This is a genomic window from Paenibacillus sp. ov031 (genome assembly GCF_900143165.1).
Taxonomy (GTDB): Bacteria; Bacillota; Bacilli; order Paenibacillales; family Paenibacillaceae; genus Paenibacillus; species Paenibacillus marchantiae.
In genome coordinates this window covers 1-23,490 of sequence record NZ_FRDO01000005.1, presented here as the reverse complement: position 1 = coordinate 23,490, position 23,490 = coordinate 1, and the positions used below count along the sequence as shown (strand labels likewise).

General features: G+C 46.8%; 19 protein-coding genes and 1 riboswitch. Of the genes, 12 read left to right on the top strand and 7 right to left on the bottom strand.

Annotated elements, in window-relative coordinates; genetic code table 11:
- Positions 1–62: 62 nt before the first annotated feature.
- Complete coding sequence (locus tag BUA17_RS20450; protein ID WP_072734829.1) at positions 63–1,106, bottom strand: LCP family protein; 1,044 nt, start codon at positions 1,104–1,106, stop codon at positions 63–65.
- Between the two features lie 204 nt (positions 1,107–1,310).
- Here BUA17_RS20450 and BUA17_RS20445 point away from each other — a divergent pair, with 204 nt between their 5' ends.
- From BUA17_RS20445 to bcp, 4 genes are read left to right on the top strand one after another with little or no spacing between them, the layout of a single operon-like run.
- Positions 1,311–2,357 (top strand): ABC transporter ATP-binding protein, encoded by a 1,047-nt coding sequence (locus BUA17_RS20445; protein ID WP_063568167.1) that lies wholly within the window; start codon positions 1,311–1,313, stop codon positions 2,355–2,357.
- 1 nt (position 2,358) lies between these two features.
- Positions 2,359–3,153, top strand: coding sequence for an ABC transporter permease (locus BUA17_RS20440; RefSeq protein ID WP_053779604.1), 795 nt, complete (start codon positions 2,359–2,361; stop codon positions 3,151–3,153).
- A 13-nt stretch (positions 3,154–3,166) separates the two neighbouring features.
- On the top strand, positions 3,167–3,943 hold the full coding sequence (locus BUA17_RS20435; protein ID WP_170867911.1) for an ABC transporter permease: 777 nt from the start codon (positions 3,167–3,169) through the stop codon (positions 3,941–3,943).
- A 44-nt stretch (positions 3,944–3,987) separates the two neighbouring features.
- On the top strand, positions 3,988–4,452 hold the full coding sequence (gene bcp, locus BUA17_RS20430; RefSeq protein WP_063568169.1) for a thioredoxin-dependent thiol peroxidase: 465 nt from the start codon (positions 3,988–3,990) through the stop codon (positions 4,450–4,452).
- A 92-nt stretch (positions 4,453–4,544) separates the two neighbouring features.
- Here bcp and BUA17_RS20425 read toward each other — a convergent pair whose 3' ends face one another.
- The 6 genes from BUA17_RS20425 to BUA17_RS20400 all read right to left on the bottom strand — a co-directional run bounded on the left by BUA17_RS20425 (position 4,545) and on the right by BUA17_RS20400 (position 10,717).
- On the bottom strand, positions 4,545–5,672 hold the full coding sequence (locus tag BUA17_RS20425; RefSeq protein ID WP_072734827.1) for a GerAB/ArcD/ProY family transporter: 1,128 nt from the start codon (positions 5,670–5,672) through the stop codon (positions 4,545–4,547).
- 44 nt (positions 5,673–5,716) lie between these two features.
- Positions 5,717–6,823 (bottom strand): GerAB/ArcD/ProY family transporter, encoded by a 1,107-nt coding sequence (locus BUA17_RS20420; RefSeq protein ID WP_063568171.1) that lies wholly within the window; start codon positions 6,821–6,823, stop codon positions 5,717–5,719.
- Positions 6,824–6,843: 20 nt separating this feature from the next.
- Positions 6,844–7,080, bottom strand: a complete 237-nt coding sequence (locus tag BUA17_RS20415; RefSeq protein ID WP_063568172.1) for a hypothetical protein — start codon at positions 7,078–7,080, stop codon at positions 6,844–6,846.
- A 5-nt stretch (positions 7,081–7,085) separates the two neighbouring features.
- Positions 7,086–8,288 (bottom strand): Ger(x)C family spore germination protein, encoded by a 1,203-nt coding sequence (locus tag BUA17_RS20410; protein WP_072734826.1) that lies wholly within the window; start codon positions 8,286–8,288, stop codon positions 7,086–7,088.
- Between the two features lie 18 nt (positions 8,289–8,306).
- A complete protein-coding gene (locus BUA17_RS20405; protein WP_063568174.1) occupies positions 8,307–9,818 on the bottom strand; it encodes a spore germination protein in 1,512 nt (503 codons plus the stop codon).
- 254 nt (positions 9,819–10,072) lie between these two features.
- Positions 10,073–10,717: a DedA family protein gene (locus tag BUA17_RS20400; protein WP_072734825.1), complete on the bottom strand. Its 645-nt coding sequence runs from the start codon at positions 10,715–10,717 to the stop codon at positions 10,073–10,075.
- Positions 10,718–10,962: 245 nt separating this feature from the next.
- Between BUA17_RS20400 and BUA17_RS20395 the strand changes: the two genes are divergently transcribed.
- From BUA17_RS20395 to BUA17_RS20360, 8 genes are all read left to right on the top strand, one after another.
- Positions 10,963–12,231, top strand: a complete 1,269-nt coding sequence (locus BUA17_RS20395) for a polysaccharide deacetylase family protein (protein ID WP_072734824.1) — start codon at positions 10,963–10,965, stop codon at positions 12,229–12,231.
- A gap of 103 nt (positions 12,232–12,334) precedes the next feature.
- Positions 12,335–13,324 (top strand): AAA family ATPase, encoded by a 990-nt coding sequence (locus tag BUA17_RS20390; RefSeq protein WP_072734823.1) that lies wholly within the window; start codon positions 12,335–12,337, stop codon positions 13,322–13,324.
- Positions 13,321–14,688: a DUF58 domain-containing protein gene (locus BUA17_RS20385; RefSeq protein ID WP_072734822.1), complete on the top strand. Its 1,368-nt coding sequence runs from the start codon at positions 13,321–13,323 to the stop codon at positions 14,686–14,688. Before BUA17_RS20390 ends, BUA17_RS20385 begins: the two co-directional genes overlap by 4 nt.
- The gene (locus tag BUA17_RS20380) at positions 14,675–17,038 is read left to right on the top strand and encodes a DUF4129 domain-containing transglutaminase family protein (RefSeq protein ID WP_072734821.1); all 2,364 of its coding nucleotides are present in this window, start codon (positions 14,675–14,677) and stop codon (positions 17,036–17,038) included. Before BUA17_RS20385 ends, BUA17_RS20380 begins: the two co-directional genes overlap by 14 nt.
- Positions 17,039–17,354: 316 nt before the next feature.
- A complete protein-coding gene (guaA, locus tag BUA17_RS20375; protein ID WP_072734820.1) occupies positions 17,355–18,893 on the top strand; it encodes a glutamine-hydrolyzing GMP synthase in 1,539 nt (512 codons plus the stop codon).
- A 179-nt stretch (positions 18,894–19,072) separates the two neighbouring features.
- Entirely contained in the window at positions 19,073–20,113 is a 1,041-nt protein-coding gene (locus BUA17_RS20370; protein ID WP_072734819.1) for a leucine-rich repeat domain-containing protein, read from the top strand.
- Positions 20,114–20,209: 96 nt separating this feature from the next.
- On the top strand, positions 20,210–20,461 hold the full coding sequence (locus BUA17_RS20365; RefSeq protein ID WP_072734818.1) for a hypothetical protein: 252 nt from the start codon (positions 20,210–20,212) through the stop codon (positions 20,459–20,461).
- A gap of 342 nt (positions 20,462–20,803) precedes the next feature.
- A riboswitch (purine riboswitch) is annotated at positions 20,804–20,903 on the top strand.
- Positions 20,904–21,082: 179 nt separating this feature from the next.
- Positions 21,083–22,459, top strand: a complete 1,377-nt coding sequence (locus BUA17_RS20360; protein ID WP_063568417.1) for an NCS2 family permease — start codon at positions 21,083–21,085, stop codon at positions 22,457–22,459.
- The last annotated feature ends 1,031 nt before the right edge of the window (positions 22,460–23,490 follow it).

The window sequence follows — 23,490 nt, the reverse complement described above, 5'->3', positions numbered from 1 at the left end:
TTAGATAAACCAAACACAGCGAGAGGGCAGCATGTGGGCTGCCCTCTGCGTGTTGCACTTCATTACTGTGCGGGTTGCTTGGAGTTTTGTTCGTCACCACTTGCCGTTTTGTCTTCGGCTCCAGTAGTACTGCCTTCCTCTTGAGCAGGAGGATGAATGATATCTTGAATATATTGCTTAAGTTTTTCTTCACTGGTTACCGTCAGCACCTCAGCTCCGCCCGGTGTACGCTCTTCCTTGAGCATTTTCATTGGCGGGATTTGCTCGCTGCCGTTCATGCTGCTCTGATATCCGAGTCCGCCCAGCTTCCACATGTCGGAGAGGGTCAGATTGGTATCTACATAAGGATTTACTTCTTCCAGAATGGAAGGCAGTTTGGCAATCGTTGTCGTTGACTGCATTTTCGCTGCTACAGCTTTCAGGAATTCGCGCTGCCGCTCGGAGCGGGCATAATCCGACATGGCGTCATGACGGAAGCGAACGTACATGAGAGCCGTATCGCCATCCAAATGCTGGTAGCCTTTTTTCAGATCAATATCGTATTCATTATTGTCCGCTTTACTTGTATAGTGCATGTCCTTCTCTACGTCAAAATCCACACCGCCAACGGCATCCACCAATTTGATGAATCCTTGGAAATCGGTATACACATAATACTGGACAGGGATACCCAGCAGGTCTCCAGCAGCTTTCATTGCTACGTTGGGACCATGGGTAATAGCAGTATTGATTCGTTCCTTGCCATATCCGTCAATGTTGACGTATGTGTCGCGCAGAATGGAGAATAGATTAATTTTTTTGGTGAGTGGGTCAAGCGAAACGACCATCATGCTGTCAGAACGAGGAACTTCCCCCTTCTCCAGCCCGCGGGCATCAACACCCATAACGAGAATATTAACCGTTTCGGTGCCTTCCCATTTCGGAGGATCCGGTGTACTTACTTTTTCAACATTTTCGATACCGGCAAACGGCGATTCATCGCCTTCCTTTTGCAAGCCATTCAACTGATTGAGAATAGAACCGAAATAAAATGCCGCAGCGCCTCCAACAATAAGCACGAAGGCGGCAAGAGAAATCCAAATGGTTCTCTTCGTCTTTCTGGTCATGCTAGCTCTCCTTTGTATTCAAAATAAATGAAGATGAGTCCAAATTGATTTAGCCCGGGCTTTCCGTACACGACATATCTGTGTGATACAACAGAGGACGCGGCCTCAGACTATTTTTTAAAGCTTGCTGAATTTTGACTGATACTATTATAATTTCTTTTTGGGCTACAAGCAATTTCAACAAAATCCAAGTGAGGTATAATCATGCTGGCGATTGATGTCAAAGATTTACGCAAGTCGTTCAGCGTCCAGAAAAGTCGAGGAGGGCTTAAGGGCGCATTTCAGGATCTGTTTGCACGTCAATACCAGGAGGTCTTGGCTGTAAATGATATTTCATTTCAAATTCCGCAAGGCGAAATATGCGGATATATTGGGGAGAACGGTGCCGGTAAATCAACAACGATTAAGATGTTGACCGGCATTTTGGTGCCTACTTCAGGGCAAATATCGGTTGGTGGATATGTTCCGTATCAGGAACGTGAGAAGTTTGTGCAGAATATTGGTGTCGTATTTGGTCAACGCAGCCAACTCTGGTGGGATATCGGTGTTATTGAGTCCTTCCATCTGCTGCGCAAGGTGTATCGAGTAGGTGAGGTCGATTTCCGCAAACGTCTGGATGAACTGGTTGAGCGGTTACAGCTTCAGGATTTGCTGAACCGTCCTGTTCGTAAGCTCAGTCTTGGACAGCGTATGCGCTGTGAGCTGGTCGCTGCGCTGCTGCACAATCCAGATATTGTTTTCCTGGATGAGCCTACCATTGGTCTGGATATTGTTGTGAAATCGGAAATCCGTGAATTTCTGAAAGACATGAATAAGGAACACGGAACAACCATTTTGCTGACAACCCACGATCTGCAGGACATCGAAGCTTTATGCTCTAGAGTTATTATGCTCGATGCGGGCAATATCATCTATGATGGCGGGTTGGATCATCTGAAATCTCAGTGGGGCAAGGAACGGGAGATCCGGTTCAAGTTTGGCACGGCTCATCCCATGGAACAAATGCTGGAGTGGACTGCTGCGCTCCCTGTTCGCTGGACGGTGGAGAATGAACTGTCCGCATCGGTCTGGATTCCACTTGAACTCAACGTGTCGGATGTGCTGGGACGCGTCGTTGGACAGGCAGATATTACCGATATTCAGATTATTGAGATTAACACGGATGAGATTGTGCGCAGTATTTACCAATCCGGTTCCGCCGAGCGTCCCGAGATTGTGGGAGCAAAGAACGAAGCGGTGGGTGTATCCTAAGATGAATAGTGCATTTTTTGATTTTATGCGCATCCGGTTCCTGACGATGCTTGCATACCGGGTGAATTATTATTCCGGCATTTTGATATATACGCTGAATATCGGCGTGTATTACTTTACATGGCAAGCCATTTACGGCAGTAGTGGTGAACTGGGCGGTTTTACGGCAGCTCAGATGACAACATATGTGGCTGTATCGTGGATGGCGCGTGCATTTTATTTTAACAACCTGGACCGGGAAATAGCCGCAGACATTCGGGATGGCTCCATTGCCATTCAATTCATAAGACCGATCAACTATGTCATGGTCAAAATGATGCAGGGTCTGGGCGAAGGTATTTTCCGTTTCCTGCTGCTTATGATTCCTGGAATGCTCATTGCGATTCTGTTGTTCCCGGTTGAACTGCCCACGGCGCCGTCCGCATGGATTGGCTTTCTGGTCATGCTGTTCTTCAGTTTCCTCATTAATTCCCAGATTAATGTCATTACGGGGCTGGCCGCATTCTTTGTGGAAAACAATGAAGGCATGATGCGTATGAAACGTGTCGTGGTTGATCTGTTCTCAGGTCTGATCATTCCAATCAGCCTCTATCCGGGCTGGATGTCCGCAGTGATGAAAGTATTGCCTTTTCAGGCCATTACGTATCTACCCGGTTCGGTTTTCACAGGAAGAGTGGAGGGCACAGGCATCTGGAGCGTACTCGGCATTCAGGTGTTCTGGTTTGTCATACTGCTCATTCCGATGATGCTGATCTGGCGTCAGGCGCGCAAGCGTCTGTTCGTGCAAGGAGGATAACAGAGTGTACTATATGGGTCTGATCTGGGAATATTTAAAAAATTACATGAAAACACGTCTCACGTACCGCGCCGATTTTTGGGTCGAAATCCTTTCGGATTTGCTGTTCCAGGCAACCAATCTGATCTTTATCTTTGTGGTTTTCCGACATACGGATAATTTGGGCGGCTGGAGTGAGAGTGAAGTCCTTTTTGTTTATGGATATTTTATGGTGCCTTACGGTATCTTCAGTTGCTTTATCAATCTGTGGGGGTTCAGTGAACGGTATATTGTCAAAGGCGAGATGGATCGCATATTAACACGACCTGCGCATAACCTGTTCCAGATTTTACTCGAAAATGTGGACCCGCCTGCACTCGTTGGTTCGTTTATCGGTCTGATCATTATGGTCATCAGCGGTGCGGAGATGGGGCTTGTGCTGGAGTGGTGGCATATTCCGGCCCTCATTATTCTTACTATTAGTTCAGTGCTAATCTATGCAGGAATCTATATCACCTTGACGTCGTTATCATTTTATTCGGACGCGCCTACAGGTATCCTGCCATTAATGTACAACATTCAGGGATATGGACGTTATCCGGTAACCATCTATAACCGCGCGATTCAGGTCCTGTTAACGTGGGTCATTCCATTTGCCTTCGTGGGCATTTATCCGGCAGCCCTGTTCCTGGAACGATCCGAAATGCATCGTATGGCGATGTTGACACCTGTGATGGGATTGGTGTTTGGCTCCATCGGTCTTCTGCTATGGAATTATGGCGTGAAGAAGTATCGCGGAGCAGGATCATAACAGATATCCATTGAAAGTATAGACGAGATATAGGAGGAAATGAGATGACATTAACCGAAGGCAAGCTGGCACCAGACTTTGAACTTCCGTCCAGTACGGGAGAGACGGTAAAACTCTCCGATTATCGCGGACAGCGGGTGCTGATATATTTTTACCCGAAGGATATGACTTCTTCCTGCACACAGCAGGCATGTGATTTCCGTGATCGTCATGAGGAGTTCAAGGGATTAAATACAGTTATTCTGGGGATTAGTATTGATCCGATGAAGCAGCACGACAAATTCATTGCCAAATACGGCTTACCATTCATCCTGTTATCCGACGAAGAACATCAGGTTGCCGAACAATACGGCGTATGGCAGCTCAAAAAGATGTATGGCAAGGAATACATGGGGATGGTACGCTCCACGTTTCTTATTGATGAAGAGGGTATACTGCTGAAGTCGTGGTCTAAAGTGCGAGTCAAAGGGCATATTGAAGCAGCACTTGAGGCTTTGCAGCAACTTTAGGAAGGTAAACTCGTCTGTTCTCTATACAACAAAAAAATGTTCACTTCATAATAAAGGCTGTATTCGCGGGTTATACCGTGAATACAGCCTTTTTATGTGGGCAATCGTTCTGGATGGGACTGATTTTTTCTGTTCTTGCCAAAGCGAATGCGATGAACAAGTAAAAGCAACAGAGGAATAATAAAACTGCAAGTAATGTCCCAATCCACCCATGCAGGCATGATGGTTTCGATATAAAAAATGACATTGGGGGAGATCAGGATGGCCAATGCAAACATGAGCAAGGATGAAGGGAGAATGAGTGGTTTGTATGTTTTCAACTGAAACAGCTGAGCTAGTCCGATAACAAAAGCGAACATGTACAGCAGGCTTTTGAAATAGGTCGCAATTAACCAGGCAGTAGCCATGAAGGCTTCAATGCGCTCAAAGAAGTTACCGATATTAATTTTTTGAGACAGGGTGTACGAAATGAAAATATTATGCTGGGTTAGGAAAGGACCCACAACCATAAGGGAAAACAATAGCAATACACACAGGAGCAGACCTCCGCAGAAAGTGGCAAGCAACAAGTCTCGTTTAAGGTGCGGCCCTCGCATTACATAAGGAAGAATCATAGTAAGCACGAGCAGCTCCCCGAAGGCGGTAAAGGATCCGCGAATAACGGTTTCAATCAAATGAACCCGGCTGATGTTAAAGATAGGCTGCAGATGTGAGACATCTATTTTGGGCAGCAAACCCACGAACAGGAGAACCATAAAAACAAAAACAATAGGAGTTAACAGTTCACTGGTTGCTCCCATGGTTTGCAATCCTTTCATTAGGCCCCAGATCAGGGAACACATGAGCATAATCAAAATGACACGGATGGGGGTCTGGAGGTAGATTTGAGTCGTCATGAAGTCTCCAACTTCCCGGATACAGATGGCAGCGCCTATAGCGAAATAGAACAGGTAACCAGCAGACAAGACTGATCCAATCCATGGACCAAGCAATTTCTTGCAAATTTCGATTAAAGATAGTTCAGGGTAGGTTTGTTGTAGTTTGTACAAAATCCAAATGATAAATAGACCGATGGGCTGACTGAGGAAAGAGCATATCCATGCATCCTGTTTACCCAAGGTTGTGACCAACGAAGGATAGATCAGAATCATATCCCCAACCATGACAAGAAAGGTAAGCAGGGCAAATTGCCGAATGGTAATTTTATCTTTAATTATCATGGTCTCCAGCCTCCTTCCTGACATATTAGAACTCCAGCATTGCCTTATCCCGAAGGCTTGTTTTTCCAACCCTTTTTGAACATATGCACCAACAGTAACAGCCCTGGCAATATAATGCTCAATGTGGTATCCCAATCTACCCAATATGGAACGACGGTAATGACGATGAAGGTCAAATTGGGCGAGACCAGATTGGCAAGGCCAAATATAAGCAATGTTGCAGGTAGGATGAGTATCCGATACTGCTTGAGCCTAAATAGTTCGGCGCATCCGAGGATAAATGCGTACATATACACCATCGCTTTAACATACGTGGAGATGAGCCAGGAAGAAGCCATAATGGCTTCAATACGCTCAAAAAAGCCACCAATGCTAATCTTCTGAGATAAAATAAAGGAAGCATAGATGTTGTGCTGTGTAAGGAAAGCACCTAGAACAAGCAGAGAGATGGTAACCAATATAGCCAGCAACAAGTTGCCAAGTCCTGCCGCCATAAGAACATCCCGAGTTCGGTGAGCCTGTTTTAGCGTGTAGGGAATAATCATCATAATGGGGACCAGTTCACCTACGGGATATATGATACTTATGAGAATACCCTGCAGGATGGGAACAACGCCAGTATCTGTAGCAGGCTTTAAATTGCTGGGATCAATCTGAGGTAGTAGACAGAATGCAAGCACGAGAATAAACACGATAAGGATAGGCATCAGCAATTCACTGCTTCTCCCCATCGTCTCCAGACCATGATATAACCCCCAGCCAACTGTAATAACAAACATCAGAATGATGACTCGAATCGGGGTGTACTGAAAGATTTGGGAAGTTAGGAAATCTCCGACCTCTCGGGTGTGCGTAGAGGCACCTATTACAAAAAAGAATAGGTAAAATGCGGATACAAGACTGCCTGGCCAAAATCCCAGAATGCTCCGTGAAATCTGTATCAGATTTTCCTCCGGATACAGACTGCACAGCTTTAAAAACATGAGCGTGAGGGCCATTCCCAACGGAACCCCGACAAGAGCGCATATCCAGGCATCTTGTTTGGCATAGGATGTGATGACCGAGGGATAGATGAGCATCATATCCCCGACCACCATCATAAAAATGAGGATGGACAATTGTCTTGTTCCGATGCGACCCTGTTCAAGCATAATGTCCCCTCCTTTTTTCCTTAAGTTCCAGTCAAGTGTGCCAGAAATTGATTTACAGGTTCATAGATCCATATGATGAGATAAAGTGGGCTTGGGATTTCCCACAGGTTGGCCGCAAAGACACTGAGAATGGTAGCCAAGAGCAGTAAGACACTGTAAACAGCCAATTCTTTCCATTCCTTGCTACGTATGAGCCCCGGCAGATCGAACCACCCAATGACCCCTGCGGTCACAATGACACTAAGTGTAATTAACACCTGTCTCACTCCCTAATTTGATCTTTGAACGAATCATCCAGTGTACCTACACGTTTGATTTGAACATTGACATCGTAATGAACATCCAGATTTTCCAAATAACTATCCCAATCTTTCTCCACCTTTTTGAAGAACTTGGGATCAGCATGGTAGACCTCTTGCCCGAATCCGAAAATATCAACGTGAAACTTGCGCTGTACCGATTTGATGGATTTTTGCATCAGTTCTACAAGCCGTTCCTCACTGTCCTGTTCCAATTCCTTGAGTACTTTCATTGAACCGATTTTGATTCCACATTCAACGGCACCTATGGAAGATACATTTTTGATTTTAATATTGATTAAAGGGTGATCTGCTACGACTTTTGCTTTCCGTTTGGTCGTTGTACGAAGTGTTTTGAAGGTCACATATCCTTCTTTTCGGCAGGGAAGATGGCTGATGGTGGATACCACATTGTTTCGAATGTAGTTATATCCCTTGGATTCATCCTCGGTTAGCCACCCAATCAGCTTGTCTCCCTTGAATACAGACAGTCCTGTTGAGTTGAGGCTAGCAGGAGCCTTAATGGTCGCAATGTTAGCTTGACTTCCACTTTTCTCAGGTTGACCAACAACCTCCACTCCGGTAATTACAGGCTGTATTCCAGGAGCCAAAATGTATTCCATTAACTGATCCCCAGTTACGGTTGTTGTGGGTGACCAAGTCTTGGTGGATACATCCAATGAATTGAACATCTTCTCCGCAGGTAAATTTTCAAGTGGTGTCAGCACATCTAGCACCTTGGAAGCTGTTGTATTTCGTGCAACCATGACGTAATAGTCAGGACGAACCGTAGGCTCGCGCATTAATGCTTCTGTGATATCATAAATGCCCACTTTGCGAGCATACTCTTCGCCAATGACCATCACGCGGATATGTGCCATGAATATACGACGTGGGCTAGATTCCGTTAACTTTTGAATGGCTTCAAACAAGGTAGGCGCAGAAGCCTGATACTGAGTCACAGGCGTTCCTTTACCTCCTCCTGACTTGGAGGATACTTCATTGGGAACAACCACTTGAGCACTAACCTTAATCATATCGCCATCCTTGTCTACACCAAGACCCAGCATGATGCCAAGCTCATTGAGTTCCTGTCGATCCCAGCATCCGGTAAGGAGAGGGAGCAGAACGGCAAAAGATAGAATCAATTGTAGGCATTTGTTCATACACGTTCTCCTTACCGATTATCGCTTCGTTTTTTTGTTAGCTTGTCTGGTTTCGTTCGCAGTTCCGGTAGAGAGCGGACGGGTTTTCATCCGGGTCCAAGGCACGCGGAATATGGTATCTTTGAGATCCTTCCCGATGTAAGGTGCGAACGGGGACATATAAGACACACCAAAAGATCTTAAACTGCATAGATGGGTTACTGTAATCAGTAGAACCATCAGAATTCCGTAGAAACCAAAGGCAGCAGCCAGAATCATCAGGACAAATCGCAGAATCCGCACAGAAATGGAGAGTCCATTTTCCGGAATAACATAACTGGATATCGCTGTAATGGATACGATAATAACCATGGCAGCCGATACAACGCCAGCATCTACTGCGGCCTGACCAATAACAAGGGTACCTACGATGGAAACGGCTTGACCGACGGTCTTTGGAATACGGATGCCGGCTTCCCGCAGAATTTCATAGGTCAGCTCCATCAATATGGCTTCGATGAATGCCGGAAATGGAACACCTTCTCGCTGAGCTGCCAGACTAATAAGCAGGTTGGTGGGCAGCATCTCCTGATGAAAGGTAGTAATGGCAATATAGAAGGATGGAGCGAGCAGCGCAATAAAGAACGCTAGATAACGAATCATTCGAATCAATGAGCTAATATCGGCCCGTTGGTAATAATCTTCGGGGGACTGAAAGAAATGAACAAACAGAGCGGGAACAAGCAGTACGAAAGGAGTACCGTCTACAATGATCGCGACCCGACCTTCAAGCAGTGCGGCGCATACGGTGTCTGGTCGCTCACTGTTATAGACCGTAGGGAAGATCGTACCTGTTTTGTCCTGCACGAGCTCCTCGATATATCCACTTTCCAGAATAGCGTCAATATCAATTTCATCAAGCCTTCGCCGCAGTTCTTTTATAACCTCTTGATCGACGATATGCTCCAGATATACCACGGCTACCCTGGTGTTGGTGACTCGGCCAAGCTCCCTTTCTTCAATCCAGAGATGGGGGTCACGAATTCGTTTGCGGATCAAGCCTGTATTCGTTCGCAAATTTTCATTAAAGCCCTCCATGGGACCGCGAACAACCGTTTGGGAGATGGGTTCGCCGACGGCACGGTCTTCCCAGCCCGCTGCTGCGATTTTCAGGCCTTGATTCGATCCTTCAAGCAGCACAACGGCAAAGCCTGCCAAGAGAGCATCAAGGACGTCTTTCATCTCCTCGATTAATATTACGTTGCTGGCCACCAAGACATCATTCTGGAGATAGATCAGATGCTCATTTTCCGCTGAGAAGTCAGGCAGCTCACGGGTTTGTAACAAGGATTCCAGGATGGAATGATTCACAATCTGCACGTCTACCATCCCATCGATGTACAACATGACAGAAGGCCATTTGTGCAAACACTGCAGAGGACGAATCATCAAGTCTTTGCTATTCCCCATCACCTTCTTACAATAATCCGTATTTTCCGTAAGATTCGGAGATATTCTCTGATCCTGGCTGCTCTGCGCTGTTGTACTCATTCCTTCACCCCTTATACACCCTATATTTGCAAATTAGTATGACCTGGATGAATCAGGATTATCACAAAAGTGTTATTGAATATCCCACAAAATAAAAAAAAAACATGAAAAAAAGGAGCCGCGATATGCAGCTCCTTATTAATAACAGAAGGGTTAACCTGGTGTTCCCACATCTAATAGGCAGAAAAACCTTTGCGCTAAATGTGTCTGAATTCAACCACTGATATCATCGATAGATATGTGAATGGTACCGTTTATTTTTGTCTTTGCCGAATGGCGGCAGGCTTGCGCAATGATCGGGCTGCCCACGCTTTTCGATAACGGTACAGTACGGCTGCAATCAGCAACAGTCCGATCCCCGCCACGATGTAAGGTGCATATTGATGAGCAAGCTGGAACACCGCGTTCCATTGGGGGCCGAATATTTTACCGATGCCCAGGAACAGCATGACCCACAACAGTGCGCCTGAATAGGCATAGAGAGCGAATTTGCGAAAGGGAACAGCGGCTATGCCCGCAAAATATCCGGTGAAATGTCTCACTCCCGGAATGAAATAACCGATGAAGATCAGGGCATTGCCGTACTTGGCAAACCACTTTTGCGTTTTATCCAGCTTGTCCTGTTTCATCAGAAACCATTTTCCATATCGTGTAATGAACGGCAGACCTGCTTTGGCCCCAATAAAATAGGTGATCGTCATGCCAATCGTGGTTCCCAGAAAAGCAAGGATGGCAAGTATTCCAAAGTCCAGATGACCCTTGTAGGACAGAAACCCTGCATAAGCCATAGTCGTTTCTCCCGGGAAGGGAAGGGCGATGAATTCCAGCAATAAGCCAAAAAACAAAACGCTGTATCCGTAGGATCCAAACAGATGCTGGACCTTCTCAAGCAATTCCAATAGACTTCACTCTCCTGCAGACAGGGTGGGAGGAGATACGTACTCTCCAAGGAGTTTTGTTCACGATCCTACCTGTCCATTATGCTACCTAATCCGAAGCGAAGAATCAATCACGAGCCATCCCAAATTGTGAAAAATTATAAAACAAAATCGCGTCTTTTTTCAGCGCGTCCTCCATATAATTCTAACAAATCTGCTGAAGTCTATCAGCAAATTCACTAGAGACGTTGGAGGTTGATTCGAACATGGTAACACCAATACATACAATTTTATCTGGAAAATGGTCTGTGCTTATAATTCGCATTGTGGTACTGCTGTGTGTATTCGCTGCATCGGCAGGCACAACTTACGCTTCCTCTGTATCAGGGTCTGATGCATCCGCCTCCAAAGAAGATAATCCTAAAGACAAGGTAGTCTATTTGAGTTTTGACGATGGACCGGGTAACCATACCCGTGAAGTATTGGATATTTTGCGCAAGGAGCAGGTTTTGGCTACATTTTTTGTGCTTGGTGAGCAAGCAGAACGTTATCCTGAGATGATCCGTGCGGTTGTGGAAGATGGACATGCTTTGGGCAATCATACGTTTAATCATAATTATGAACAGCTGTACAGTGATTTCAAAGTGTTCTGGAAGCAGATCAAACAGACTGAGGCGATAGTAGAGCGAATTACAGGATTTCGGCCGAATCTGGTCCGGGCACCGGGCGGTACCTATGGACATTTCGACAAGAGTTATTTTGATTTGCTGAAATTGGGCGGATACACCGTTATGGACTGGAACGTAGACAGTGGTGATTCCAAACGAAAGGGTGTTCCGGCCAAAGAGATCTTACGCAATGCGACCAAGGTGCCTGCCGGGGCACGTTCGGTCATTGTATTGATGCATGATGGAGGCGCTCATGCTGAGACGGTAAAAGCACTACCTGGCATTATCAAGTATTACCAGGATCAAGGTTTTCGTTTTGACACGATGAAGGCCACGGATCAGCCTGTTCAATTCCGCATCGATTCCAATGGTAAATACAAGTCTCGCAAAGCTCCGGGTAAGGAATGGGTTGCAGAAAATGTACAGGAGAACAGCAATCTGTGGTTGGCTGGCAAGGAATTGAAGGTGGAAATTGGCTTGGCAGCAGCCACGTTGAAGCAAGGAGAATTTCGCGTGGAAGATCAGCGGATCATGGTGCCTTTGCGGACCTTTATGAAAAAGTTCGGTGGCAGCGCTCGCTGGAATGCAGAGACCCGGACAGCTACAGCCATATGGAAAGACCGAACCATCCATGCAGACAGTATCAGCGGAGACTTGACAACGAAACGTGCAGACCAGATGAATGACAGGACGACAGAGGGAGTCGTTCAGAGCCAGGGAGGAACGATTTGGGTTCCGCTACGGGAATTGATGGAGCATATGGGAGTAACCGTTGATTCACTAAAGGCGAATGAAAAGGAATGGATGGTTAAAGCCAGCGTTCCTCTGGCAGCAGCTAACAGTATGTATTTGGATAAATTGATCTGAATAAAGTCGTTCGTACAGGACTATTCTCTCTACTTCCGGGCAACACTGAATCATAGATTAGTATGGTTCAGGAATGCCGATGGATGGAAGGAGATTAGAAGAAATGTCTTATATCCGAATGGAACATGAACATGCCGTAGAATTGCTGAATAGAGTTATGAAGCGAGTTGAAAGTGTGATCATTGGCAAAAAACAAGAGATTCGTTATGTGTTAACTGCAATGCTTAGTGGAGGTCATGTACTTCTGGAAGATGTACCGGGTACAGGTAAAACGATGCTGGTTCGCGCCGTCGCTTCTGCGCTGGATTGCTCCATGGGACGAATTCAGTTCACGTCGGACGTGATGCCGGCAGATGTGACGGGCACGTCGATGTATCATCCGCATACGGGAGAATTCAAGTTTCGACCAGGACCCGTCATGTCCAATATTGTTCTGGCTGATGAAATCAATCGCGCTTCCCCTCGTACTCAGTCGGCACTTCTGGAAGCGATGGAGGAACGACGCATTACGGTGGATGGCACAACCTATGCTTTGCCGCGCCCATTCTTTTTGCTGGCGACGCAGAATCCGTTGCAGTTTGAGGGCACCTATCGTCTGCCTGAAGCGCAGTTGGATCGTTTTCTCATGAAGATTGGACTGGGGTACCCTGATCCGGAGCAGGAAGTCGAACTGTTAACCCGGATGCAAAGCAGAGAACTGCTTGATGAGCTTCGCCCTGTCATGCTTGCTGAAGAAGTCGTAGCTATGCAGCGTGAAGTAAAACATGTACATGTGGACCCTGTTGTCAAACAGTATCTGGTTGCTGTTGCCGTTGCCTCAAGAAGTCACCCATCGGTAAGACTGGGAATCAGCCCTCGTGGAACATTGGCCTGGATGGCTGCTGCACAATCGTTTGCTTACCTCCAAGGACGCAGTTATGTCATTCCCGATGATGTGAAAGAGATGGCTGTACCGGTCCTTTCCCATCGCGTTCAATTAAAAGCCCAGAACAGAGCCGAAATCTGGGCACAGGCGCAATTGATTCAGGAAGCTCTGTCATCGGTTCCTGTACCTGTACAGATGGCGGCACAGGGAAGGGGACGGCGTCAATGAATGCGCTGGGTCAACGAATGTTGAGTGCTGTCCTGGTCGTGGCTTTTGCCTCTTTATATGTATGGCATGGCGGCAAAGCCGCGCTATTTCTGTCCATTATAGCGGCCTTGATGCTCGCAAGCGCACTGATCATCCATTTTTTCGGTCCGCGCAATATTAACATTCGGCGGCAAATGCATGCGAATCGGGTTGTGGCAGGCGAAAGAACGCGGGTGGCAGTGGAACTGAAATTCGACTGCCCGATTCCACTGTTATGGATCATTCTGTGTGAGAATACACCTGCCGGTGTACATCGTAAATTACTATTTCCGGGAACCCGTCGCCAGTTTACGTATCAATATGAATTATCGGGTTTGCGCAGAGGTGTGTACAGATGGGAATCAGGCAGATTGTACTGGGGTGATGTTTTCGGATGGAATACGGTCTCCGCAGAGACTGTGAATCATACCTCGCTAATTGTTGTTCCCCAAGCTACGGAATGGGGTGAGAGTAATCCTGGAGAATACTCGGCCGTGGGGGAAGATGCCCTGTCTGAGCGAAGAAGCAGTCAGGGGAATCGCAGTCCTGAGTTCCGGGAATATCAGCAAGGAGACCCACTGGGGCGTGTTCATTGGAAAAGCACAGCCAAAACGGGTCGACTTCAGACGTTTTTGCCTGAAACCTCCGATTCTGTCTCGCTGGGTATACTGGTGTATGAAGGTGCATCGGGTTATGAAATGCGGCAGTCAGAGAAGAGGGATATGCCTGCTTTTGAACGTGCGGTCCGTGCAGCTGCTCGTTGGGTTCATACCGCTGAACGGGACAACATTCCTTATCAAGTGTGGACGGAAGGCGGTGGGTCAGGATCTGCTCTTCGGGAGAAATGGAAACAAGAACTACTGCATTCTCCTGAAAACCATGCGTTAGACAAGCTGGCGCAGGCACGAATTGCCACGGCTCAAGTTGTACCTCCTTCGCTTCGCACAGAGATGTTGGATAGAATGGCGATCGGGTCACGAATTGTGGTTCTCACCGGCAGAATGGACGAAGCTCTTGTGGAGTGGGTAATGTGTGCAATTGGGTTGGGATACAGGGTAGAGGTTCAGTTAACGGAGTTCATGGCTGGAGAAGATCCATCACCTATATCGCGAGCGGAATCCCTCAGCAGCAATATGGCTCAGAAGCGAGGAACTCAAGGTGATGCGACTTCTGATACCACTGTAGTTTCAGAAACAGCACAGTCTATTGCAATAGATCGAACCATTCGTGACATGGGCAATGAAAGTCTGGAACAGCTTCGTCAAAGTGGAGTACAGATCCATTGGATCACAGACAGCTCTTTACCTTCAATGAGAAAGGCGGAGGTAACGGATGTGGGAGCATAATGGAAACCCTCAAGTGAACTCCACTGTGGCTGACCGGAGGCACACCGCCAGTTTGGGATTAGAGTCTGTGCATTCCATATATAAAGGGGAAACCAGGACATCTGGAGTGGATTTGAAGAGTCATGGCCAAAATTCGGAGCCTCTCCTTTACAGAATCGGTCTTTCCGCCATTTTGCTTATATTGTCCCTGGAGTGGATTTATCCGGTTACGTCAACGGGTCAGCAGGGCAGTGAACGATTCTTGTCCGTGATGGCAGGATTAACAGGAACCTTGCTGCTCGCGGGGTTGCTTCGTACCGGCTGGATCACGGGAATACTGATTAGACTCCTCATTGCTCTAGCCGCATTATGTTGTATGTATGGAGGTAATGACCCCGCTGGATGGGCTGTTACATATCCGGCCACTCTTTCTGAGGATATGGGCAGTTTCATGAGTACCTGGCGTGTTCACTCGATTAGTGTGGAGACAAGAGGTCTGCTCATGATGTGCGGTTGGAGCATGCTGATGGCTTCCGTGCAGTCCCTTGTACTGCTGCGACGAAGTGTGATGCTGTTTGGCAGTGCAACATTGGTCTATTTGCTGCTGCTTGAATCCTTTGCCGGACTGGATGTATATGCTTCGGTGATACGTTCTGTGCTGTGGATTCTACTCATTCAGTCCATGTTACAGTTGCTTCGCCTTAATGGCGGGGTCACTACACCGATCTTTAAGCATAGTCCTTATGGCCGTTGGTGCACGGTAACGCTTGCGGTGTCTGCAGGTATGGTACTTTTCTCAGCGATTCCTGGTCAACTTGCTTCCATTCCTCCACCGGAACGTATATCCCTTGAGCAGATGGGTGAACGGCTGGCCCGCTGGGCAGGCTATACACAGCACGGAAGTATTCCTGCCACAACCGCCGTCACAGGATATAGTACAGCGGATGCACCAATGGGCGCACCTTTGGTGCAGGGAGACACGATCTTTTTTACGGCGAAAAGTCCGGAAGCTACGTATTGGCGGGGCGAGACCCGTTCATATTATAACGGAAGCACCTGGAGTGATCCTGTGCAGAGCTTTGAGACGGCAAGTCCATCTGGATTGGTGCGTACCGATGGTTGGGAGTATCCAGCCTATTGGCAACGTATTCGTCAAACGGTAACGATGAAGCGAGAATGGAGAGGACCCAATCCCCTCTTTACAGGTGGAATGCCACTCAATCTTTCGTTCCAGGATAAGAACAGGGATAATCAGAAGAATAAACGTTTATTACTATCAAATGAAGATTCCGCCACGTTATGGCTGGCGGCTACCTATGACAATCAACCGGTCAAAAGTTATACGGCAGACATCGTGATTCCCGTGGCAACACCTGAACAACTACGCCTTCTGGGAAAGAAGTCCAACATGAAAGATCCGGCGGCAATTCGCAGAACGTATTTGCAGCTACCAACTACGCTTCCCGGACGTGTGCAGGCTCTTGCGAAGGAAATCATTCAGGGAAGTGAGAGTCGTTATGATGCCGTGCAAGCCGTAAAGTCGTATCTTGCGGACCACGCCGAATATACACTGGATACCCGTATGCCACCACGAGGAACTGATTTTGTGGACGATTTTCTATTCGTTACACGGGAGGGGTATTGCAATCATTTCTCGACAGCTATGATTGTGCTGCTACGTGCAGAGGGCATTCCGGCACGCTGGGTGAAGGGATTCGGGCCCGGGGAAGCCGATGCGGACGTCTCCGGGCAATACATTGTGACCCAAGGAGATGCACACTCCTGGGTAGAAGTGTATTTTCTAGGTGCGGGCTGGATGCCGTTTGAGGCTACGCCGGGCTTCACCATGACGCAGGGTGAAGGCCAAGATGCCGCTGCGCTCAGCGGGCAGCAGCCCGTTGCCGTAACCCCGCCGCAGACGGACGGCGGGGTAGCTCACGCGGGCGCATGGCTGCTCGCCCGCGCACGGGCCATTGCCGCGCACCCATGGCTCGCGGCAGCCCTTGCGGCAGCGGCGCTGCTGTGCGCCGCCGGGGCCATCCGCATGCGGCGGCTTCGCCCCACGCTGCGGCTAAGGCTGCTGCTGGCGTGGCCGCGCAGCAGCTTTCCGGACCGCGAGCGGCTGCTCAGCGCCGCCGCTCCGGTCTGGACCGCGCTCGCGCGCCGCTACGGCCCGCGGCCGCCGGGAATGACGCTGCGTGAATATGCAGCGTCACCCGCCGTAGCCGCAGGCACGGACGGCGCGGACATCGCGCGGTTCGCAGCCGACTGGGAACGGCTGCTGTACGGGCCGGACCGTCCGCTGCGCGCGGACAGTCTGGACTTCCTGCGCCGGGCACTTCAACTGGCCCGGCGCATGCAGGCGCTGTAACACGAAGTACAGCGCAGCACTAAACATAGGACGCCTTTCTCGCCCCATAAAGCGAATGAGGCGTCTTTCCGCGATCATACACCGTGAGCTTTATGCGGAAGATCTCTTTTATGATGAAAATAGTGCGTCAACCCTTTTCTTATATTTCCGATCGGAAATATATAGAATGGAGGCGAGAATATTCGACTAAATATTGTAATCTCAGGCGTTGAATATGCCATGTTTTGAGATGTCGAAAAAAGGAGTTTCGCCTTTCCTTGACGGTATGTTTTGTCGTTGCGTATAATTAGTTTCATTAATTGAGGGAGGCTCGGTAATGAATAAGCAAAATGAAATAGTGGTTGTCCTTGACTTTGGGGGCCAATACAACCAGTTAATCGCCAGAAGAATCCGGGATCTGGGCGTATACAGCGAGCTTTTGCCGTATAACACACCGGCGGAGAAAATCGCAGAATTATCACCAAAAGGAATCGTATTCTCGGGCGGACCATCTAGCGTTTATGCAGAAAATGCACCACACGTAGATTCGGCCGTTTATGATCTGGGAGTGCCAATCTTCGGAATTTGTTACGGCATGCAGCTTATGGCGCAACAGCTTGATGGTAAAGTGGAGCGTTCCGAGAAGCGTGAGTACGGTAAAGCGGATATCGAGTTTGCACCAGGTTCTGCTCTTGCACAAGGTATCGAAGGTGAACATACGGTATGGATGAGTCATGGTGACCACGTGGTTGCTCTTCCTGCTGGATTCAAACTGGATGCAGGCACGGAAAGTGCGCCAATCGCAGCGATGAGCAACGATGAGCGCAAATTGTATGCTGTTCAGTTCCATCCAGAAGTACGTCACTCTGTTCGCGGTAATGAAATGATCAAAAACTTCCTGTACGAAATCTGTGGTTGCGAAGGCAACTGGAGCATGGAGACGTTTATCGAAGATACGATCAAGGATATCCGTGAAAAAGTGGGCGATGGTAAAGTATTGTGCGCACTTAGCGGCGGTGTAGATTCTTCCGTTGTTGCTGCATTGCTTCACAAAGCCATCGGTGACCAACTGACATGTATGTTTATCGACCATGGTCTGCTGCGTAAAGGCGAAGCGGAGAGCGTAATGGAGACGTTCGTCGGCAAATTCGACATGAAAGTTGTCAAAATCGATGCACAAGAGCGTTTCCTGTCCAAACTGGCAGGCGTGGATGATCCGGAACAAAAACGTAAAATTATCGGTAACGAGTTTATTTACGTATTTGACGAAGAATCCAAGCAGTTTGATGATTTTGCATTCCTGGCGCAAGGTACACTGTACACGGATATCGTGGAAAGTGGCACAGCGACAGCTCAAACTATCAAATCCCACCACAATGTGGGCGGATTGCCTGAGGACATGAACTTCAAGCTGATCGAACCACTGAGTGCCTTGTTCAAAGACGAAGTGCGTAAAGTCGGCGAAGAGTGCGGTCTGCCAGAAGCAATTGTATGGCGTCAGCCATTCCCAGGTCCGGGTCTTGCTATCCGTGTACTGGGCGAAGTAACGGAGGACAAGCTCAAAATCGTTCGTGATTCGGACTACATCCTGCGCGAGGAGATTGCCAAAGCCGGTCTTGACCGCGAAATCTGGCAATACTTTACGGCCCTGCCTAACATGAAGAGTGTTGGGGTTATGGGTGATGCGCGTACGTATTCCTATACTGTAGGTATCCGTGCTGTAACATCCATCGATGGTATGACAGCTGACTGGGCACGTATCCCTTGGGACGTATTGGAGAAAATCTCCGTGCGGATCGTTAACGAAGTGGATAACGTAAACCGTATCGTGTATGACGTAACTTCCAAACCGCCAGCAACGATTGAGTGGGAATAGAAGTTATCTATACAGATTTAATAACAAGGGATCGGAGTTTCCGTTAAAGGAGCTTCGGTCTCTTTTTTCTTTTCATTTTGTGTTTGCGCCAGACGTTATTTATACTTTGGTTTAGATAATCAATGGACCAACCAATAGATATTACGAAGAAGAAACTCTGTAAGGAGGAATAATAGCGGATGAAGGAAAGAATAGAACTCAACCCGGGATGGACTCGTGAGGAGGTTGTCGCATTTACGGCTCATCCTGAGCTAAAGATTGTTCAATACAGCGAGCACAATATCCCGGATGTGAACCTGATGCAGATATTGAATGAGGAGCTGTTTGCCAACAGACCCGATGTTACTTTTCGCATATATGGCTTTCATTCGCAATCTGGCGACTTGTCTGGTCTAAGATATATGAACCATTTAGAAAAGCTTGTGATTGATTGTAATAGACGCGTTCATGGGATTGAGGGCTTAGGTGAAATGCTAAGGTTAAAAGAATTTGCTTTTGACGTATTTGAAGCGGAATCTCTTGATGTATTAACACTTGTACCTAACACTTTAGAGCAGCTCCGCATCGGCAAAACTAAAACAAAGAAAACCAATTTGTCCGTACTTAACCGCTTTACCGAGCTTAAAACGCTGAGTGTGAATGGTCATACAACTAACATCGAAACGATCGGAACATTGTCTTCACTCCGGTCCCTCTATGTTTCGGGAATGCCCTTAAAGGAATTGGGATACTTAAAAGATTTAACGGGTTTGCGCGAACTTCATCTCAGTTTTGGTGGAGCAGAGAATCTGGATAGCCTTGCGGGCATGGATTCCTTGCAATTGTTGAAGCTCCTAAGGGTGAAAGGATTATCTGACCTATCCGTATTGCCTGAATTGAAGGGATTGCGCTTATTAGGGATAGAGGACCAGCCGCATCTAACGAGTCTGCCGTCTCTTGAAAATCTGACTGAATTACAGCGTGTTTTCCTGAACAATGTGAATGTGGAGAATATTGACTGGGCAAAGACTTCCAAAAGTCTGAAAGAGCTCGCTCTTCTGCAAATGAAGCATATTAATGCCGAAGATATCGAATCCCTGATTTATCATAAATCCTTGGAAAGAATGATCGTTCATTTGAAAAGTGCCAAACAGCAAAAAGTGGCGAAGCAGGCGATAATGGCAGCAGGCATGTGGGATGAGAGCGGATGGTGGTATAACGATGAATCTCTGAATATTTAATTTCTTTTTTAAGTTCGTTTCATATTATTTTCATGTCGGGCTTGTACACTAAGTACAGAATAAGGCTATATGGCAACTGAAAGGAGAATTGAATGTATGCGTAAAACCGACAATATGAGCAAATGGAAGATGGGCATTGGAAGTGCGTTTCTGATGGTGATGCTGGCAGGATGCGGCTCGGGTATGCAGGACTTGGCTCTTGGTGCGGGAGATTCTTCATTTGTGAACTTAGAGGCAGCAGATTCATCTTCCGATCAAGCACAGAATCAGGAATTGTCTGAGGGATCGACCGATAATACAGGTCAGGAACAACAGCAGGCACAGGACGTGCGTCAGACAGAGATTTAGAATATATGGCATAGGACCTATCATGCAAAAAAATGAACTAGTAACCGTAGCAGACTGCTCTCTATACCTAAGCTTTTTGAATATCCAAATACATGATCTTCATCACATATCCATCCTCTCGGTAACGGTAACCTATGAAGCTACCGCAATCAAAGTGTGCTTGCCACCTTTGATTGCGGTAGCTTTTTGATTTGTGAAACCTCAGTTTAATTTGGGTGGTAAACCGCTGAACTGGTTCATTTTGTTAAATAATACGAACGATTTATATGATAAGTGATAATAATATTCGTTTTTCTCATTGACAAACTAGAGGTAACCCTCCTAAAATAGTGATTGGAAACACACAAATAGCGCATACTACTTCGTATAATCCCGGGGATTGGCCTGGGAGTCTCTACGAGATCACCCTAATGATCTGGCTACGAAGAGGAGAAGGCTGAGCACATGAATTCTACATGATTGCGTCGGGCATGACATCACGCACATTAGAATTTTTTTTGTTCTCCCTAATTGGCACCGTGCCACTCCTCATCAGTTAAAACCCTGGGTGATGCATTCATCTCAGGGGTATTTGTCGTTTTTCAAAAGGCTTCAACATCTCTAAGGGGGAATTATTGAATTATGGATCGTTTCTTTAAATTAAAAGAAAACGGAACGAACGTTAGAACGGAGATTGTTGCGGGTCTTACTACCTTTATGACAATGGCGTACATTCTTTTCGTAAACACGTTGTTCTTGGGATCAGCCGGAGCCGGTATGTCGGACAATGCAGTATTTTTTGCAACAGCCGTGGGTGCTGGTCTGATGACCATCATTATGGGATTGTTCGTTAACATTCCGATCGCCCTTGCACCAGGTATGGGTTTGAACGCTTACTTCATGACCGTGGTTCTGAGTTCCAACGGTGCGATTTCCTGGCAGGCAGCTCTCGGAGCCGTATTTATTTCTGGTATCGTGTTTATTATTTTGACAGTAACCAAAATTCGTCAAATGCTGCTCGTTGCAGTTCCAGACTCATTAAAAATGGCAATCACCGTTGGTATTGGTCTCTTTATTACCATTGTAGGTTTCAAACTTGCTAATCTGGTCGCTGTAACAGTTAATGTTGCACCTGATGCAGATCTGAGCCAACCGATTCCTGGCAGCAGTTTTAATCTGTCTTTAGGTAATTTCATCACACATCATGATGCATTACTGGCACTGATTGGACTGCTCATTATAGCTGTACTGATGGTTATGCGCGTCAAAGGTGCACTGCTAATCGGTATCATTGCTACAACGTTGATTGGTATCCCCATGGGCGTTACGAATCTCAGCGGTTTATCCGGTGCAAGCTGGTTGCCTAACTTCAGCGATCTGGCGGTTGGACAACTGGACTTGAAAGGTGCAATTAGCCTTGGATTGTTTGAAATCATCTTCATCTTCACCTTTGTAGAGCTGTTTGACACATTTGGAACAATGGTGGGTACAGCAACACGAATGGGGATTATGAAGGATAAGAAGAAAGGCGAGAAAACAATTGGTAAAGCAATGCTCGTGGATGCAGTGGGTGTAAGTGCAGGGGCTGCACTGGGTACAAGTACAATTACCGCATTCGTTGAAAGTGCCTCAGGCGTCGAAGCTGGTGGACGTACAGGTCTGACCTCTGTAACGACAGGTATCCTGTTCATCCTGGCTTTGTTTATTGCTCCACTGGCATTGGTTGTTCCGTCCGCTGCAACAGCTCCGGCGTTGATCATCGTGGGTGTCTTGATGATGAATCAGGTTCGTAGCATTGAGTGGGATGACTTCCTGCAAGCTTTCCCGGCGTTTCTTACCATCGTATTGATGCCTTTCACTGGAGGAATTGCAAACGGGATTTCTGCAGGGATTGTATCTTATGTAATCCTGGCCGTATTCGGTAACCTGGTTACGGATCGCAAAGTGAAGATACACTGGCTTATGTGGATATTGGCTATCATTGTTATATGTCGGTATGTATTTATAGGTGGGGAATAAAGGTTTGACTGAATGGATTGGGTCAGATACTTATGATGTATTTATTATTGTACAAATGAAAAGAAGCGGAAGCCTTGGTACATTAACGGGGCTTTCGCTTTTTTGTTTCTTCTATATATGTAGCATGAACTTTGACTTTCTTCTTCCTTCTATATATAAAGGAGGAACATACATGAGTTATGATTTGATGATTTTTTATCCAGCCAAGAGCTCCATTTGATAAAGCGTCGTTTATGAAGATGGTATAGTGAGCATACAAAGTAGTCGAAAGTGGTCGGAGGAGCATTCCTATTCGGGCATTTCTTTCTATGAATGTGGACGATGATGTGTTTGAAGCGATGGAAGGAGCGGGAACAGATAATTGATTAACAGAATACTCGCTTGGAAAAGAAGTGATTTATGCTGCATTCGCATGGTCTGTTGCGTAAGATGCCTGTAAATTGATGCGTGAGTTGACTAAGAAGCATAACGTTGGTTTTCTTTGATGTAAGCGGATCGGATGGTAAGATCATCAGGCCCTATGTGTATACCAAAATAGCAAAATTGAAAAACAGCACGACGAGAATTAAATAGCAGCTGGATATAGCCAGTTTGAAAGACACTCTACTATATATAATAGAAACTATTGTAATGTGAGAGAGTTGCTATTCTCCGAGATTAGAAAGATAGTTGCTGATGAGGGATGAGTATCGTATAAGGTATAAATAGGAGTAGAGAGGAAGAAGAGAACCCCTCACAGATAAATTGAAAATAAAGCTTGCATTCGAAATCTGTACATGGTATATTCTAATTCCGGCCAAGAAAACACGAGAAACACGGTGCGGCAAGCGAATGAAATAAGCTTCGAAAGAAACTTGAAAAAAGAGCTTGCAAAGTTGGTTCGGATGTGATAAGATATAAAAGTTGCTGAGGTGAACAATACACGGCAGTGAAACAAGTTTGATCTTTGAAAACTGAACAACGAGTGAGTAACGATCTTGCTTGCAAGATCGACGCTGAGAAATCGGTACACGTCTTCGGACTGTATGATT

Excerpts from the sequence above, each read along its gene's own strand:
- BUA17_RS20450 (WP_072734829.1), bottom strand. The coding sequence starts at position 1,106 with ATGACCAGAAAGACGAAGAGAACCATTTGGATTTCTCTTGCCGCCTTC.
- BUA17_RS20445 (WP_063568167.1), top strand. The coding sequence starts at position 1,311 with ATGCTGGCGATTGATGTCAAAGATTTACGCAAGTCGTTCAGCGTCCAG.
- BUA17_RS20440 (WP_053779604.1), top strand. The coding sequence starts at position 2,359 with ATGAATAGTGCATTTTTTGATTTTATGCGCATCCGGTTCCTGACGATG.
- BUA17_RS20435 (WP_170867911.1), top strand. The coding sequence starts at position 3,167 with ATGGGTCTGATCTGGGAATATTTAAAAAATTACATGAAAACACGTCTC.
- bcp (WP_063568169.1), top strand. The coding sequence starts at position 3,988 with ATGACATTAACCGAAGGCAAGCTGGCACCAGACTTTGAACTTCCGTCC.
- BUA17_RS20425 (WP_072734827.1), bottom strand. The coding sequence starts at position 5,672 with ATGATAATTAAAGATAAAATTACCATTCGGCAATTTGCCCTGCTTACC.
- BUA17_RS20420 (WP_063568171.1), bottom strand. The coding sequence starts at position 6,823 with ATGCTTGAACAGGGTCGCATCGGAACAAGACAATTGTCCATCCTCATT.
- BUA17_RS20410 (WP_072734826.1), bottom strand. The coding sequence starts at position 8,288 with ATGAACAAATGCCTACAATTGATTCTATCTTTTGCCGTTCTGCTCCCT.
- BUA17_RS20405 (WP_063568174.1), bottom strand. The coding sequence starts at position 9,818 with ATGAGTACAACAGCGCAGAGCAGCCAGGATCAGAGAATATCTCCGAAT.
- BUA17_RS20395 (WP_072734824.1), top strand. The coding sequence starts at position 10,963 with ATGGTAACACCAATACATACAATTTTATCTGGAAAATGGTCTGTGCTT.
- BUA17_RS20390 (WP_072734823.1), top strand. The coding sequence starts at position 12,335 with ATGTCTTATATCCGAATGGAACATGAACATGCCGTAGAATTGCTGAAT.
- BUA17_RS20385 (WP_072734822.1), top strand. The coding sequence starts at position 13,321 with ATGAATGCGCTGGGTCAACGAATGTTGAGTGCTGTCCTGGTCGTGGCT.
- BUA17_RS20380 (WP_072734821.1), top strand. The coding sequence starts at position 14,675 with ATGTGGGAGCATAATGGAAACCCTCAAGTGAACTCCACTGTGGCTGAC.
- guaA (WP_072734820.1), top strand. The coding sequence starts at position 17,355 with ATGAATAAGCAAAATGAAATAGTGGTTGTCCTTGACTTTGGGGGCCAA.
- BUA17_RS20370 (WP_072734819.1), top strand. The coding sequence starts at position 19,073 with ATGAAGGAAAGAATAGAACTCAACCCGGGATGGACTCGTGAGGAGGTT.
- BUA17_RS20365 (WP_072734818.1), top strand. The coding sequence starts at position 20,210 with ATGCGTAAAACCGACAATATGAGCAAATGGAAGATGGGCATTGGAAGT.
- BUA17_RS20360 (WP_063568417.1), top strand. The coding sequence starts at position 21,083 with ATGGATCGTTTCTTTAAATTAAAAGAAAACGGAACGAACGTTAGAACG.